Annotated in this window: 10 protein-coding genes, 1 tRNA gene and 1 pseudogene; 6 read left to right on the plus strand and 6 right to left on the minus strand. The window is 75.5% G+C overall.

The window, feature by feature from the left end:
* Nucleotides 1–47: 47 nt before the first annotated feature.
* Nucleotides 48–755: a G1 family glutamic endopeptidase gene (locus ACQRUO_RS25175; RefSeq protein ID WP_428318326.1), complete on the minus strand. Its 708-nt coding sequence runs from the start codon at nucleotides 753–755 to the stop codon at nucleotides 48–50.
* Nucleotides 756–1045: 290 nt separating this feature from the next.
* On the opposite strand from ACQRUO_RS25175, the gene ACQRUO_RS25180 reads away from it, so the two are divergent.
* Nucleotides 1046–2011: a helix-turn-helix domain-containing protein gene (locus ACQRUO_RS25180; RefSeq protein WP_428318327.1), complete on the plus strand. Its 966-nt coding sequence runs from the start codon at nucleotides 1046–1048 to the stop codon at nucleotides 2009–2011.
* A 1-nt stretch (nucleotide 2012) separates the two neighbouring features.
* Here the strand turns inward: ACQRUO_RS25180 and ACQRUO_RS25185 are convergent, their stop codons facing one another.
* Together ACQRUO_RS25185 and ACQRUO_RS25190 are read right to left on the minus strand one after the other, a co-directional pair.
* A complete protein-coding gene (locus ACQRUO_RS25185; RefSeq protein ID WP_428318328.1) occupies nucleotides 2013–3440 on the minus strand; it encodes a cellulase family glycosylhydrolase in 1428 nt (475 codons plus the stop codon).
* A 223-nt stretch (nucleotides 3441–3663) separates the two neighbouring features.
* Nucleotides 3664–4287, minus strand: a pseudogene (locus tag ACQRUO_RS25190) (TetR family transcriptional regulator); the annotation flags it as partial.
* Between the two features lie 120 nt (nucleotides 4288–4407).
* On the opposite strand from ACQRUO_RS25190, the gene ACQRUO_RS25195 reads away from it, so the two are divergent.
* Complete coding sequence (locus ACQRUO_RS25195; RefSeq protein WP_428318329.1) at nucleotides 4408–5625, plus strand: acyl-CoA dehydrogenase family protein; 1218 nt, start codon at nucleotides 4408–4410, stop codon at nucleotides 5623–5625.
* Between the two features lie 79 nt (nucleotides 5626–5704).
* Here ACQRUO_RS25195 and ACQRUO_RS25200 read toward each other — a convergent pair whose 3' ends face one another.
* Both ACQRUO_RS25200 and ACQRUO_RS25205 read right to left on the minus strand, forming a co-directional pair.
* Nucleotides 5705–5899, minus strand: a complete 195-nt coding sequence (locus ACQRUO_RS25200; RefSeq protein WP_428318330.1) for a DUF1918 domain-containing protein — start codon at nucleotides 5897–5899, stop codon at nucleotides 5705–5707.
* Nucleotides 5900–6045: 146 nt separating this feature from the next.
* Nucleotides 6046–6879: an enoyl-CoA hydratase/isomerase family protein gene (locus tag ACQRUO_RS25205; RefSeq protein ID WP_428318331.1), complete on the minus strand. Its 834-nt coding sequence runs from the start codon at nucleotides 6877–6879 to the stop codon at nucleotides 6046–6048.
* 117 nt (nucleotides 6880–6996) lie between these two features.
* On the opposite strand from ACQRUO_RS25205, the gene ACQRUO_RS25210 reads away from it, so the two are divergent.
* The 3 genes from ACQRUO_RS25210 (at nucleotide 6997) to ACQRUO_RS25220 (ending at nucleotide 12085) form a co-directional block, all read left to right on the plus strand.
* A complete protein-coding gene (locus ACQRUO_RS25210; protein ID WP_428318332.1) occupies nucleotides 6997–7488 on the plus strand; it encodes an NUDIX domain-containing protein in 492 nt (163 codons plus the stop codon).
* A gap of 30 nt (nucleotides 7489–7518) precedes the next feature.
* Complete coding sequence (locus ACQRUO_RS25215) at nucleotides 7519–8295, plus strand: 4'-phosphopantetheinyl transferase family protein (RefSeq protein WP_428318333.1); 777 nt, start codon at nucleotides 7519–7521, stop codon at nucleotides 8293–8295.
* A gap of 250 nt (nucleotides 8296–8545) precedes the next feature.
* The gene (locus ACQRUO_RS25220; RefSeq protein WP_428318334.1) at nucleotides 8546–12085 is read left to right on the plus strand and encodes an AMP-binding protein; all 3540 of its coding nucleotides are present in this window, start codon (nucleotides 8546–8548) and stop codon (nucleotides 12083–12085) included.
* 1159 nt (nucleotides 12086–13244) lie between these two features.
* Here ACQRUO_RS25220 and ACQRUO_RS25225 read toward each other — a convergent pair.
* Nucleotides 13245–13317, minus strand: a tRNA-Arg gene (locus tag ACQRUO_RS25225).
* Nucleotides 13318–13914: 597 nt separating this feature from the next.
* On the opposite strand from ACQRUO_RS25225, the gene ACQRUO_RS25230 reads away from it, so the two are divergent.
* Nucleotides 13915–14627, plus strand: a 713-nt coding sequence (locus ACQRUO_RS25230; protein WP_428318335.1) for a single-stranded DNA-binding protein, incomplete at its 3' end; no start/stop codon positions are given.

The raw sequence follows: 14627 nt of genomic DNA on the forward strand, positions 1-14627 counted from the left end.
CCGGTGCACCGTGGTGCACCGGCCCGCCGCCGGGGGACCCGGTCGGGTCAGCCCGGGATGATCGAGAACGAGCCGTTCTGCAGCGCGGTCTCGGTGTACGGGCCGGAGTCCATGGACTGCGGGGCGTAGCTGTCGAAGGACTGGCCGTTGACCGTGATGTTGCTGAAGTCCTGCTCGGCGAAGGACGGGTAGCTCTGGGTCGGGGACTCGATGACCGCCTCGGCGCTGACGTCGCGGGCGCTGCGCAGGCTCTGGGTGGTGCTCTTGGTCCAGCCCTGGGTGACGTCGGTGAGCGTGATCTTGTAGCTCCGGCCGGTGGTGTTCACCACGCTGGCGGTGAAGACGTCGCCCGCGCTGACCGGGTTGCTCCAGTAGACCGGGGCGGCCGGGTACATCTCGTACCAGGCGGAGTAGACCGGCGAGCCGCTGGAGCAGTCCGCCTGGACACCGGTCTGCTCGACGGTCTGCGAGCCGTAGCCGTCGATGCCGATCCACGGGGCGTACAGGTCGTTGGTGGTGTTGCACTGCACGTCGGGCATGGTCCAGGAGCCGGTGATGCTCTTGAAGCCGCTGCCCTGGGCGACGTAGCCGCCCCAGTTGCTGTTGCCGGAGAACGGCTGGCCGCCCCAGGCGTGCTGCGGGGCGAAGAAGTGCGGGGTGGCGGCGGTGGCGGCCGGCGCGGCGAAGGCGACGCCGGAGAGGGCGAGCGCGGCGGCGATTGCGGCCCGGGCGGGCCGGCGGAGGAGGTTGGGCATGGGGGAACTCCTCAAGTAGTGGGGGTCGGCACTGCATGGGGGGTCACGACCTGCCGGGGACGGCGCTCGGGTGGGGCCGGGAGCCGTCGGGCAGTGCGGATCAGCCTGCGGCCGGGCGGGGCACGACGGGAAGGTCACGGCGATTGCCGGAATCCGACATGGCGGAAACATGTCAGCTGTCAGAACTCTTGATTTCCGGTCAGGCGTGCACCACAGTCGGTGCACGACATGACCGGAGCCCCAGGTGGCGCCGGTCGCTGGGCAGCGGCGTGGAACCGGGGGCGGGCCAGGTGGCGGAGCAGTGGACGGCGCGGTTTGGCGCGCTCGGGCTGGCCGCCGACCAGGAACTGCTCTACCTGCACCTGTTGGGCAGCCCCGGGCTGACGGCGGCCCAACTCGGGGTGGCCGCCGGCACCGGCACCGAGCGGGCCCTGGTCGGGCTCGGCGTGCTGGCCGAACTCGGCCTGGTGGAACGCCCGGTGGCGGAGTACCCGGTGTGGCGCTCGGCCGCGCCCGACGTGGCGCTGGAGGAACTGCTGCTCCGGCGCGAGCTGGAACTGCGCCGGGCCCGCGGCCGGATCAACGAACTGCTGCGCACCTACCGGCGCACCACCGCCGGCACCGAGGGCGAACTGGTGGAGGTCATCACGGGCCGGGAGTCGATCGCCGACCTGTGGCGCAGCCTCCAGCTCGGCGCCCGGGCCCAGTTGCGGGTGCTGGACAAGCCGCCGTACATCCGGCGCTCCGACCCCGAACTGGAACTGGCCTCGCTGGCCCGCGGGGTGCGGATGCGGGTGGTCTACGAGAGCCAGGTGCTGCGCGAGCCGGCCCGGATGGCCGAGATCCACAGGTTCACCGAGGCCGGCGAGCAGGCCCGGGTGCTGACCGAACTGCCGCTCAAGCTCGCCTTGGTGGACGACCGCTGGGCGCTGCTGCCGGTCAGCTCCGGCACCGAGGAGCAGAGCGTGCTGCTGGTCCGCCCGTCCTCGCTGCTGGACGCGCTGACCGGGCTGTTCGAGCTGTACTGGTCACGGGCGATGCGGCTGCCGCCGCCGGACTCCGCCGAGTCGCCGCGCGACCGGCACCACCAGTTGCTCACCCTGCTCGCGGCCGGGCTGACCGACGAGAGCATCGCCCGCCAGATGGGCGTCTCCACCCGGACCGTGCAGCGCTGGGTGCGCGAGCTGATGGACCGGTTCGGCGCGCGCACCCGCTTCCAGGCCGGGATCCAGGCGGCGCGCGCCGACCTGTTGTAGCTCAAGCGCTGGGCGCATCGACGGTGAGCGTCACCGTGGCCCCGCGCGGCACCCGGATCCGCGGGTGGCCCGGGCGGGCGGTGTCGAGGCGGGCCCGGTCGGTACCGGTGACGGTGATCCGGGCGCCGGGCGGGGCGGCCAGCTCGGTCCAGCCGCCGGTGGTGGTGAAGGTCACGGTGTACGCGTCCGCGGTCCAGGACTCCGCGCTCGGGCGGCCGGCCAGCGCCGGGGCGTAAGGCCCGAAGGCGGGCTGGTCGCCGGGTGCCGGTAGCGCGTCCGTCCCCAGGGCGCAGTAGCCGCCGGTGCCCCGGCACCAGTACCACATGGTCCAGGCGCTCGCGAAGCCCGCCATGGCAGCGACCTGACGGCGCACCAGCTCGGTGTTGCCCGGGGTGCGGGAGTTGGGCGGGCCCCACTCGCCGACCAGCACCGGCATCCGGTGGGCGCGCGGGTAGGCGGTGATCGCGGCGGTGTAGGCCTCGATGAAGCCGTCGGACGGGTTCCAGTCGGCGCCGTTCTCCACCGCGGTGTCGTAGAAGTGCGGCGCGTAGCCGAGCCGCGGCGCACCCGGGCGGGGGTCGGTGAAGCCGGGCAGCGCGGTCGGCACGCCCTCGCCGACCAGCACGGTCGGCTCGACGAAGAGCCAACTGCGCTGGTCCGCCGTGCGGACGGCGTCGATCAGCCGCTGGTACATGGCCGCCAGCCGGCCCTGTTCGAGGGCGGCCGAGGAGGCGGCCAGCACGGCCGGGTCGCTCGGGTCGCCGGCCACCGGTCCGAACGGCTCGTTGAACAGGTCGTAGCCCAGCAGTGAGCGGTGGCCGCGCAGTTCGGCGGCCAGGTGGGTGTAGAACTCGGCCTGCCACCGGCGCAGGTCGGCATCGTCGTAGAGGTGCCGGAAGGCGGCCTGCACGGCGGGCTGGAAGTAGCCGGCGAACCAGTCGTTCGGGTCGGGGACGAAGGGCAGGCCGTCGTCCCGGGTGGCCCAGGGCGGGATGCCGCGGTCGCCGCCGCCGAAGGCCGGGCCGTAGACGTCCTGGTGGAAGTCGATCACGGCGAGCAGCCCGTCCTGGTCGGCCCGGTCCAGCAGCCGTTGCAGCTTGGCGAGTTCGACCGGGTCGTAGTGGTCGCGGGCGGGTTCCAGGCGGTTCCAGGAGACCGCCACCCGGATCAGGGTGAAGCCGTGGTCGGCGATCGAGCGCAGGTCGGCCGCGGTGGTCTCGTCGTACTTGTCGACGTCGAAGCCGCGCGGCTCGACCACCCGGCCGGCGGCGTCGACGAAGAGGGTGCGCCCGTCGGGCGACTGGACCGTGCCGGTGGGCAGGTCGGGGCCCCGGGCCGGTGCGGCGTCGACCGCGCCGGCCGCCGGGGCGGCGGTGAACAGCACGGTGACGCTCAACAGCAGGGCGGCGGCGGTACGGAGGACGCGCACGGACACCTCGCACGGGCGGCGGTGGGGGAGGGCCCGATGGTCGCGGACCCGGGCCCGGTGCGCAAGGGGTCCGGCGCTAATCGGCCGCCGGGACCGGGGGGTTGGGGCCGGGGGCGGTCGGGTGTGCGGGCGGCTCGTCGGCGGGGGCGGCGTTGCCGGTCGGGCCGGTGCCGTTGCCGTTCGGGCCGGTGCCCGCCGGGCCGTTGCCGTTCGGGCTCGGCAGCGGGGCGGCGGGCAGCGGTGCGGCCGCGGCCAGTCGGCCCCAGAGCAGGTCGGCCAACGCCTGCACCATCCGGGCCCGCGGGCAGGGCTTGCTCTCCAGCCACCAGTCGCCGGCCGCCAGCACCATGCCGGTGATCGCCCGTCCCCAGGCCTCGGAGAGCAGCGGCGCGTCCGGACCGAGGTCCACCTGGGCGGTGACCGCCCGGGTGATCTCCTCGGCGATCTGCCGCAGCGCCGGCGCCAGCGCGTTGCCCACGCCGTGCGGGATCGCCCGCCCGGCCGCCGGTGGGGCCTCGCCGGCCTCCGGGTGGGTGAGCAGCCGGTACACCTGCGGCCGGGCCTCGATCCCGGCCAGGTAGGTGTCCAGCACGTGCTCCACCCGCTCGCGCCGCTCCAGCGGCTCGGCCAGTGCCGCCCGCACCGCCGCGAGCAGGCCGGAGGTGTGGCGCTCGGTCAGCGCCTGGAACAGGCCGCTGCGGTCGCCGAAGTGCCGGTAGAGGATCGGCTTGGTGATGCCCGCCTCGGCGGCGATCGCGTTCATGCTCGCCCCCGGGCCCTCCCGGCTGACCACCCGGTCGGCGGCGTTCAGCAGTTGCTCCCTGCGCGGTTCCTCCGGCGCGGTCACCCTGGTCCTCCCCGCTCACCTGTGCCGATGCGTTGACAGCCGTTACCTATCAGTAGCAGACTCCGACGATGTTACCCCCGGTAACACCCGAGCGGCGCGACCTTGATCCTGGAGGACCGGATGACCCCCTTCTCGCTGGCTCTGAGCGAGGACCAGCTCGCCGTCCGCGACTGGCTGCACGGCTTCGCCGCCGACGTGATGCGCCCGGCCGCCGCCGAGTGGGACGAGCGCGAGGAGACCCCCTGGCCGATCATCCAGGAGGCCGCCAAGATCGGGATCTACTCGCTGGACTTCTACGCGCAGCAGTTCTTCGACCCCACCGGCCTCGGCATCCCGCTCGCCATGGAGGAGCTGTTCTGGGGCGACGCCGGCCTCGGGCTCGCCATCGTCGGCACCACGCTGGCCGCCGTCGCCGTGCTGGCCAACGGCACCGACGAGCAGATCGGCACCTGGGCGCCGCAGATGTTCGGCACCCCGGAGGACGTCAAGGTCGCCGCCTTCTGCTCCTCCGAGCCGGACGCCGGCTCCGACGTCTCGGCGCTGCGCACCCGGGCCGTCTACGACCAGGCCAAGGACGAGTGGGTGCTCAACGGCACCAAGACCTGGGCCACCAACGGCGGCATCGCCGCGGTGCACGTGGTGGTGGCCACCGTGGAGCCGGAGCTCGGCGCCCGCGGCCAGGCCTCCTTCGTGATCCCGCCGGGGACCCCGGGCCTGTCCCAGGGGCAGAAGTTCAAGAAGCACGGCATCCGCGCCTCGCACACCGCCGAGGTGGTGCTGGACGGCGTGCGGATCCCCGGGCACTGCCTGCTGGGTGGCAAGGAGAAGCTCGACGAGCGGCTGGCCCGGGCCCGCGAGGGCGTGAAGAAGGGCGGCCGGAACGCGGCGATGGCCACCTTCGAGGCCTCCCGCCCCGCGGTCGGCGCGCAGGCCGTCGGCATCGCCCGGGCCGCCTACGAGGTGGCGCTGGACTACGCGAAGACCCGGGTCCAGTTCGGCCGCCCGATCATCGACAACCAGGGGGTGGCCTTCACCCTGGCCGACATGCGCACCCGGATCGACGCGGCCCGGCTGCTGGTCTGGCGGGCCTCCTGGATGGCCGCCAACCAGCAGCCGTTCACCGCGGCCGAGGGGTCGATGTCCAAGCTCTACGCCGGCGAGACCGCCAAGTGGGTCACCGCGCAGGCGATGCAGCTGCTCGGCGGCAACGGCTTCACCCGCGAGTACCCGGTGGAGCGGATGCACCGGGACAGCGCGATCTACACCATCTTCGAGGGCACCAGTGAGATCCAGCGGCTGGTCGTCGCGCGGACCATCTCCGGGATGCCGATCCGCTGACCGATCCGCTGACCAGTCTGCTGACCGGCCCGCCCGGGCCGACCGGTCGGCCCGGGCACCTGCCGGGTGCCCGGGCCGTTCAGCGCTCCTCGGTCGGCCGCTCGACCGTGCAGTCCGGGCCGGGGTAGATCAGGCCCTCGTGGCCGTCCTCGAACCGGACCACGTAGGGCGGCTCGCCGTTGGTACCGCGGATCTCGATGATCTCGCCCCGCTGCTCGGCCATGCCGACCGAGCGGCTGTGGACGTGCAGGCGGTCACCTACTGTTGCGCGCATGGTGGGACTCCTTACGGTGCGGGCTCTTCCTGAGGGCATCTCACCAGAGACCGTCCGGCCGTACGCCTCACGTTACTCCGTCCGGCCGGTGCGGCCACGCCGCGCGCGGCGGCACGGGTCGGCGGTCGGGGGCGGCGCGGCGGCGCTCAGGGGCGGTGCACCGGCGCGAGGTCGGGGAAGTCCGGCTCGCGGCGCTCCAGGAAGGCCGCCAGCCCCTCCCGGACGTCCGGCGCCTGGCGGGAGCGGCGCGCCCACGGGGCCAGCGCCGCGGCCGGGTCGGCCGCGCCCAGCGCCGCCTTGGCCGCGCCGATGGTCTGCGGCGAGCGCCGGGCCAGCAGCCGGGCGAAGGCCAGCGCCCGTTCGTCCAGCTCCCCGGCCGGGTGCACCTCGTCCAGCAGACCGAACCGCTCGGCCCGCATCGCCGTCACCAACTCGCCCGAGAAGAGCAGGTACTTGGCCCGGGCCGGCCCGACCAGCGCGGCCAGCCGGGCGGTCGGCACCGCCGGGTAGACCACGCCGAGCTTGGCCGGCGTGATCCCCAGCCGGGCCTCCACCGAGCCGAACCGCAGGTCGCAGGCGAGCGCCAGTTGGCAGCCGCCGCCCACGCAGGAGCCGTGCACCACGGCCAGCGTCGGGTGCGGGAAGTCGGCCAGCGCCTGCTCGGCCGCCACGTTGGTCTCGTGGTAGGCGTCCGCGCTCGCCGGGTCGCGGTAGACCTCGGCCAGCTCGCCGATGTCGGCGCCCGCGCTGAAGGTGCCGGCGGCGCCGGTGACCAGCAGCACCCGCAGCCCCGGCCGCTCCGCCAGCTGCGCCAGCAGTCCGGGCAGCGCCTGCCACATGGCCAGGGTGACGGCGTTGCGCCGCTTCGGGCGGTCGATCAGCAGCACGGCGACCCCGTCGTCCGCGCCGTGCCAGGCGCGCAGCCCGTCGACGGGGGAGGGGAGTTCGGTGCGGCCGGCGGTGAGGGTCTGGTCGGTCATGCCGCCCACTCTGGCAGGCGGATCCCCGGGACCGGGGGCCAGGCCCGCTGCCGCGGGCGGGCCGAGGTGGTTGAATGCGCGGGGAAGGTAGCCGGCGCGAGGTGCGAGGAGTCCACGATGGACCAGGAGCAGTTGCTCTCCAGGGAGGCCTGGCTGGCCTCGCTGCCCCGCTCCTACACCGCCGCCGGCAACCTGCTGACCGACGAGGCCGGCCGGGTGCTGGTCCTCAAGCCGAACTACCGTCCCGGCTGGCAGTTCGCCGGCGGCACCATCGACACCGGCGAGGACGCGCTGCAGTGCGCCCGGCGCGAACTGCTGGAGGAGACCGGGCTGGACCGCGAGATCGGCCCGCTGCTGGTGGTCGGCTGGACCCACCCCTCCGCGCAGCTGGAGCACCCGGCCGTGCACTTCATGTTCGACGCCGGGGTGGTGCCGGTCGGCACCACGATCGTGCTGCAGGAGAGCGAGTTGGAGGACTACCGCTGGGTCGCGCCGGAACAGGCCTACGAGCTGCTCGGCGAGGCCCGGGCACCCCGGCTGCGGGCGGCGTTGGCCGCGCGGGCCGACGGGGTGGTGCGGATCGTCTCCGGGACCGTTTCGGGCATCTGACCCGGGGATCCGGTGAGCTGAGGGGTGGCGGTGGTGGTGCAGGCAGGGGCGTCGGCGGGCGGGCTGGAGCCGGGGCGGGTCGAGGTCCGGTGGATCGCGGTGGACCCGGCGAACACGGCGGCGGCCGAGGCGGCCGAGGCGGGTGGCGTGCTGGACGCCGAGGAGCGGCAGCAGGCCGCCCGGTTCCGCCGCGACCAGGACCGGGCGCTGTACCGGGTGGCCCACGTGGCGCTGCGCCTGGTGCTGGCCGAGCGGCTGGGCCGGGCGCCGGGCGAGCTGCGGTTCCGGCGGGCCGCCTGTCCCGGCTGCGGGGCGGCGCACGGGCGGCCCCAGCCGGTGGACGCGCCCGGACTGGAGTTCTCGCTCTCGCACAGCGGCACCATGGCGCTGGTCGCGGTGGCCGCCGACCCGATCGGGGCGGACGTCGAACTGGTCGCCGCCTTCGCCCCCGGTTCCGGGACGGACGTGTCCGGCCAGCTGCACCCCGCCGAGCGGGTCGAGCTGGCCGCGCTCGGCGAGCCGGGCGCCGAGCGCCGCGGGCGGGCGACGCTGCGCTGCTGGGTGCGCAAGGAGGCCTACCTCAAGGGCACCGGGATGGGGCTCGGGCGCGGCGCCGACCACGACTACGTGGGCCTCGGCCCGGGGTACGAGGCCGTCGCCGGCGCGGGTGCGCAGCCGCCGGCCGGTTGGGAGCTGCGGGCCGTGCCGGTGCCGGCCGAGTACGACGCGGCGATCGCGCTGCGGCTGCCGCCGGGCCTGCCGGGGGCGGCGGTGCGGGTGGCGGCGGCGGAGCTGCGGCTGGGGTAGCGGGGGGGCGGGGGTTCGGCGTCGGCGTCGGGGCCGGGGTAGCAGGGCCTCGGTGCTGGGGCGGCGCGCGGGGCGGCAGGGGCCTCGGCGGGGCCGGGGACTCGTCGCTCGTCCGGGTGATCGGTCGGGAACGCACGGAACGGGCGGCCGGACGGCTCGTTCCTCCCCTCGGAACCGACGTCGGACGTGATGGCGCCTCGGAGGTGTTGGCGCCTCGATCCCACGCCCCCTGCTAGCGAAGAGAACTCCGGTGTCCCCGAACCTTCCCATCAGCCTGCCCGCGAGCGCGGCCCAGCGCGAGACCTGGCTCGACCGGCGCGACCCGGCCGCTCCCGCCCACCGGATCGGCGGCTACCTCGAGTTGTGCGGTCCGCTCGACCTCGGGCTGCTGCGGAGCGCGATCCGGCAGGCGGCCGACGAGGCCGGGCTGCTGCGCGTGAGGTTCGCCGAGGTCGCCGGCGAGCTGTGCCAACTGATCGGCGACGAGGACGAGTTGACGATCCCGTTGCTGGACCTCGGCGGCGACCCGGAGCCGCTGGCGGCCGCCGAGCGGTGGATGCGCGCCGAACTGGCCGACCCGCTGGACCCGGAGCACGGCCCGCTGGTCCGCCAGGCGCTCTTCCGGCTCGGCCCCGACCGGCACGCCTGGTACCAGGGCTACCACCGCCTGGTCACCGACGCCCACGGCATCACCCGGTTCACCCGGCGGGTCGCCGCCCGCTACACCGCGGGCCGGCGGGGCGGTGTGCTGCCCGCCGCGGCGTTCCCGAGCCCGGCGGAGCTGGCCGAACTGGAGCGGGAGCACCGCGACTCGGCAGCGGCCGCCGCGGACCGCCGGTACTGGCGGGAGCGGCTGGCCGGGGTCCCGGAGCCGCGGCCGCTCCTCGGGCCGGGCGACGGGCCGTTCCTCGGGCCGGGCGGTGGGCCGTTCCTCGACCCGGGCGGTGCCGGTGTGGCCGCCGAGCCGGTCGCCGCGCTGGTGGCCGCCACCGCCCGGCTGGACCGGGCGACCACCGACGGCCTGCGCCGGGCGGCACGGGAGGCCGGCGCGCACTGGGCCGCCGGGCCGCTCGCCGCGGTCGCCGCCCAGCTGCACCGGAGCACCGGTGCGGACGACCTGGTGCTCGCCCTGCCGTTCCCCGGCCGGGTGACGGCCGCGACCCGCCGGGCGCCCGGGCGGTTCGCCAACCTGCTCCCGCTGCGGCTGGCCGTGGCCGCCGGGGCGAGCGCCGGTGAGCTGCTGGGCCAGGCCGGGCAGCGGCTGACCGAGGCCGGCCGTCACCAGCGCCGGCGCGGCGCCGAGCTGGCCCGTGAGCTCGGCCGCACCGGCGGGATCGCCGAACTGGCGGCGCTGACCGTCGAGTTCGTCCCGGCGGCGCCCGTCCCGGAGTTCGCCGGGCTGGCGGTGACGGTGCATCGGCTGACGGGGGACGTCGGGAGCGGGCCGGCGCTGAGCGTCCACGAGGAGGCCGACGGGCTGCGGCTGGTGGCCGTCGCCGACCCGGGGCACTGCCCGCTGCCGCAGCTGGCCGCCCACCTGGCCGGGATCGGCGCCGTCGCCGAGTCGCTGGCAGCCCGGGCGCCGGCCGCCGGCGCGGCGCGTCGGCCCCGCCCCGGTGCGCCCGCGGAGGTGGGCACGAGCACGGGCGAGGGGTCGCGGCTGGTGGCGCGCGGCGAGGTCGCGCGGCTGGCGGCGTCGGCCGCGGAGGCGGGCCCGGTGTCGCAGGTGACGTCAGTGTCGCGGGTGGCCGCAGCAGGTGGGCCGGCCGGCTCCGGCGGCGAGCTCTTCCCCGCGGCGTTCAGCGCCCAGGTGCTGCGCACCCCGGACCACGTGGCGCTGGTGCACGGTTCACGGACCGTCAGCTACGCCGACCTGGAGGACTACTCCAACCGCCTGGCCCGGCTGCTGGTGTCGCGCGGCGCCGGCCCCGGCACGCTGGTGGCGCTCGCCCTGCCGCGGTCGGCGGACCAGGTGATCGCGATCCTCGCCGTGCTCAAGGCCGGCGCCGGCTACCTCCCGCCGGCGCTGGCCGGGGCGGGCGAGCGGGCGGGGGCGGGCGAGCGGGCCGGTCGGCTGCCGGCCGCCGCGCGGCCGCTGCTGTTGGTCACCCGCAGTACTGTGCCGGTGCCGGCCGACGAGCCGCCCGCGGTCGCGCTCGACGACCCGCTGACCGTGGCCGAGCTGTTCGGCCTGGACCCCGAGCCGCTGACGGACGCCGACCGGACCCGCCCGCTCACCGCCGAGGACACCGCCTGCCTGCTGCCGAGCACCCGCCCCGGGACGGCGGATCCGGCAGCCGGCGCGGACGCCGCTGCGGGACCGGAGGTCGAGCCGCTGCTGGTCGCCGTGCCGCACCGCGGCCTGACCGCACTGGCCGCCGCCCGGATCGAGCGGCTGGGCCTGACCGGACGCAGCCGGGTGCTCCAGCACCCCGCGGCCAGCTTCGACGCCGCGCTCTGCGAGCTGACCATGGCGCTGCTCAGCGGCGGCGCCCTGGTGCTCGCCCCGGACGGGCCGGCCACCCGCTGGCAGCCCGCCCCCGGGACCGCCGCCGCGCACACGCCCACCCACGTGCTGGTGCCGCCCGCCGCACTGACCGAGCTGCCGGCGGGCGAGCTGGCCCCGGACACCGTGGTGGTGGCGCTGGGCGGGAACTGCCCGGTCGAGGCGGTCGCCCGGGCGGCCGGCCGGTACCGGCTGTTCAGCGGGTACGGCCCGGTCGAGACCACGCTCGCGGCCACCCTCGGCGAGGTGGGTGCGGCGTCCGACGGGCCCGGGATCGGGCGGCTGCTGCCGGGGGTGCGGGCGCACCTGCTGGACGCCCGGCTGCGCCCGGTGCCCGCGGGCGCCGTCGGGGAACTCTGCCTGGCCGGGGTCGGGGTGGCCACCGGCTACCCCGGTCGGCCCGGGCCGACCGCCGAGCGGTTCGTCGCCGACCCGTTCGGGCCACCCGGCAGCCGGCTGCACCGCACCGGCGAGCGGGCCCGCCGGCTGCCCGACGGGCGGCTGGTGCTGGTCGGGCCCGGCGGCCCGGGGACCGCGACGGCCGGGCACCCGCTGGACACCCCGGTGCTGCTGCGGGCGGGCGACGAAGGCCGCCCGGCGCTGCACTGCCTGCCGCCGCTCGGTGGGATCGCCTGGCCCTACCGTGCGCTGGCGGCGCAGCTGGGCCCCGAGCAGCCGCTGGTCGGCCTGCAGGCCCGCGGGCTGATCCCGGGCACCGCGCCGCTGGCCGATCCCGAGGAACTGCTCGCCGACCTGGTCGGCCAACTGCGCACCGCCCAGCCGGCGGGCCCGTACCACCTGCTCGGCGCCGGTTTCGGCGGCGCGCTGGCCCAGTTGGTCGCCACCCGGCTGCAGGCGGCCGGCTGCGAGGTGGGCCTGCTGGCCGTGCTGGACGGCTACCCCGGCCCCGCCGCGGCCGGCACCGCGGCCGCGGTCGACCAGCGCCGGTTGCTCGACGAACTCGACAAGCTGACCGACCCGGCCGCCGCCGCGGTCCCCCGGGACGAGGCCAGCCTCGCCGCACTGCTGGCCGTCGGCGCCAACCACCGCCGGCTCGCCGCGGCCTTCCGCACCGAGGTGTTCCGCGGTGACCTGCTGTGCTTCGCCGCCGCCCGGCCCGCGGGCGAGCCCGCCGGGCCGGACCCGGTGGACGGCTGGTACCCCTGGATCGACGGGACGGTGCAGGTCCACCGGCTGGACGTGCCGCACCCGCACCTGTTCGAGCCGGCGGCGGTCGAGCAGGTCGGACCGGTCCTGACCAAGGCGCTGCGGCGCTGGGGGTGACGACCGGTCAATGCCGACCGTGCCGGCCATTTCGTGTTTCCCCGAATGCCTCGGCCGGCGCGTCACTTCACCTCGTCCCGCCGTCCCGCGGGTGGGTGGCGAAGGGGTCGCCCCCGCCCGCGGGGGTACGTTCGGGAATCGGCGTCCGCGGCCGGATCGGCGGGCCGGTCGGGCGAGTTACGGCAATAGCGGAGCACCGGGGCGGAAGCCCGTTTTCGGCCGTTTCGCGGGGGCGCCCGGCTTCGACCCGGCGACGTCCGCAGCACGGTTTCCCGCGGCCGGTCACAGGACGGGCAAGCCTGTGCAGCTCGGGCATTTGGGGGAAATCGCGGCATGACTCCGATCGCCCCGCCCTTCCGCCGGCGGGCCCCGGAACTCGCCGGAACTCCGTCGAACTCCGAGGCGGCGGAGGGCACTCGCGCGCGGGCCCGGTAATGGGCCGTGGCGGTATTGGCGAGTTTCGCGCGGCCACCGCTGCCGGGCGGGTTCGGGGACTGGGACGGCGGCACTGCGGGAGCGCAATCGGCCCGGCCCGGTGCGGTGGGGTTCTTCGCGGCGGACGGAATTCACGGCCGGCCCGGACGCGTGCGGGTTGCCGCCGGCCGGGAAGTGAGCTTCAGCCGGGCTGGAGCCGTGCCGCAGCCGCGCCACAGCCGTGCCGCAGGCAGGCCATGGTCCTGCCGGGGTCACGCCGGAGCTCACCATCGGGTGTCGGCGTCAACTGGCCGGTGGGCATGACGGATCACGAAGCTGACTGGCCGTCAGTCCGGTCCGCACATCGTACGCGCGGCACAGCGGAGCCCCCGGGCGGGTGGGGTGTCGCTCCGTCGGGCGCGGCCGCGGATCGAGGGCTCCCGGAAGACGGCACGGCTGTTCGTGCGGATTGGGTTCACCGCCCTCACGCCGGGTCGGGCAGTCCCGTGTCGACGTGACGCAGCCGACACGCTCGGTGACGGCCGGTTCGGGGCGGTTGGAGCCGAGGTGGCTGCCGAGGGTTCGCCGCTTGCCACTTCGGGTGCGGGGGCAATGGGCCGACGTAGTGCCGCGGCTACGCTCCGCGACTGGTGGCGGATGGTCCCCGGTCCGCCGCGAGGCCGCTCCGGCGGCCTCGACCTACGGGTGCGGCCCGCCGATCCGGGTGGATCGACGGGCCGGCAGGTGCCCCCGGCAGGACTCGAACCTGCGACCAAGTGCTTAGAAGGCACCTGCTCTATCCACTGAGCTACGGGGGCGTGCGGGCGGTGCGCCCGGGTGGGGCAGGCGGGCTCTGGTGCCTATTCCCTCGGGTGGTGGGGGTGATGAGGCCCTTGCCCTGCCGGGGACAGGATAAGGGGGTAACGGCGCCTCGGTTGCCTTTCCACCGATGGAGTGGGTGTGTCGGTCTTGCGAGAGCGGTCTGATAATCGCAGGTGGGCGAGCGGGGTGCAGCATTGCGGGGTGCCTTGCCGCTGGACGTTGTGCAGTCGTTACGACGATGTCTCCTCAGCCGTTATGGACTTGCCGCGCTGGTAGCAGGGTGTGCCGGGAACGTGACGGTTGGGCGAGGGTGGGGCGGGGGCCGGATTTTGGTTCGTCCGGTCGGATGACGTGGACAGAGCGTCCTTGCGGCCACTCGTTCAGGGGGCGCGGGGAGGGTTCGTCGGGCAGCCTTGTCATGGACGCAGAATCTGTCGCTTATCAGCTTTGCGAATGATGTCACCAAGCCAGGGCAAAGATGTCCACAGGGGCTGGTTATCCACAGAAATTATTCCGCAGCGGACACGGCTTGCCCTTTCGGACATCATCGTCGCCAGTCGGTCGTTTCTCCCGATCCGGGAGGAACACGAGGAATGCGAGGGCAGGTCGTGAACGAGACCCTGGTGACAATGATCGGAAACGTCGCCTCCGCGGTGAGCTACGGGCAGACCGGTGCGGGCGTGCCGACGGCCAACTTCCGGCTCGCCGCCACCGAGCGCCGCTATGACCGGACGCGGGGCGAGTGGGTCGACGGCGAGACCAACTGGGTCACGGTGACGGCCTGGCGCTGGCTCGCCACGAACGTGGTGAGTTCGCTCAACAAGGGTGATCCGGTGGTGGTCTGCGGCCGACTGCGGATCCGCGAATGGGAGGACGACGGCAAGCGGCGCACCGCTGTGGAGGTGGATGCCCGGTCGGTCGGTCACGACCTGGGGCGGGGGACCTCCGCGTTCCGCTGGGCGGTGCGCGGGCGTTCGGAGGTGGAGCCGTCGGTGGGCGAGGCGGTGCCGGAGTGGATCGTCACGGCGATCCGGGACTACCGCGCCTCCGGTGGAGCAGGTGGCCCGGGTGGAGCAGGCGGAGCAGGTGGAGCCGTCGGGGTGGGTGGTGCGGTGGTGGCCGGTGAGCTGCCGGCCGGCGGAGTGGCCGGTGGGGCTGTCGGGGCGCTCGAGGCTGCGACAGCGGTGTCCGATGGTGCGGATGCGAACGCGGAGTTGGTGGGCTCGGGTGCGCCCTCGCACTCCCCGGCGGCGCGGGCGGTTCGCGCCGCCCGGGCGGGCCGCGCGGCGGGGGCGGCGAGGGCGGG

Origin of the sequence: Kitasatospora sp. LaBMicrA B282 (genome assembly GCF_050325825.1) — a bacterium.
Taxonomy (GTDB): Bacteria; Actinomycetota; Actinomycetes; order Streptomycetales; family Streptomycetaceae; genus Kitasatospora.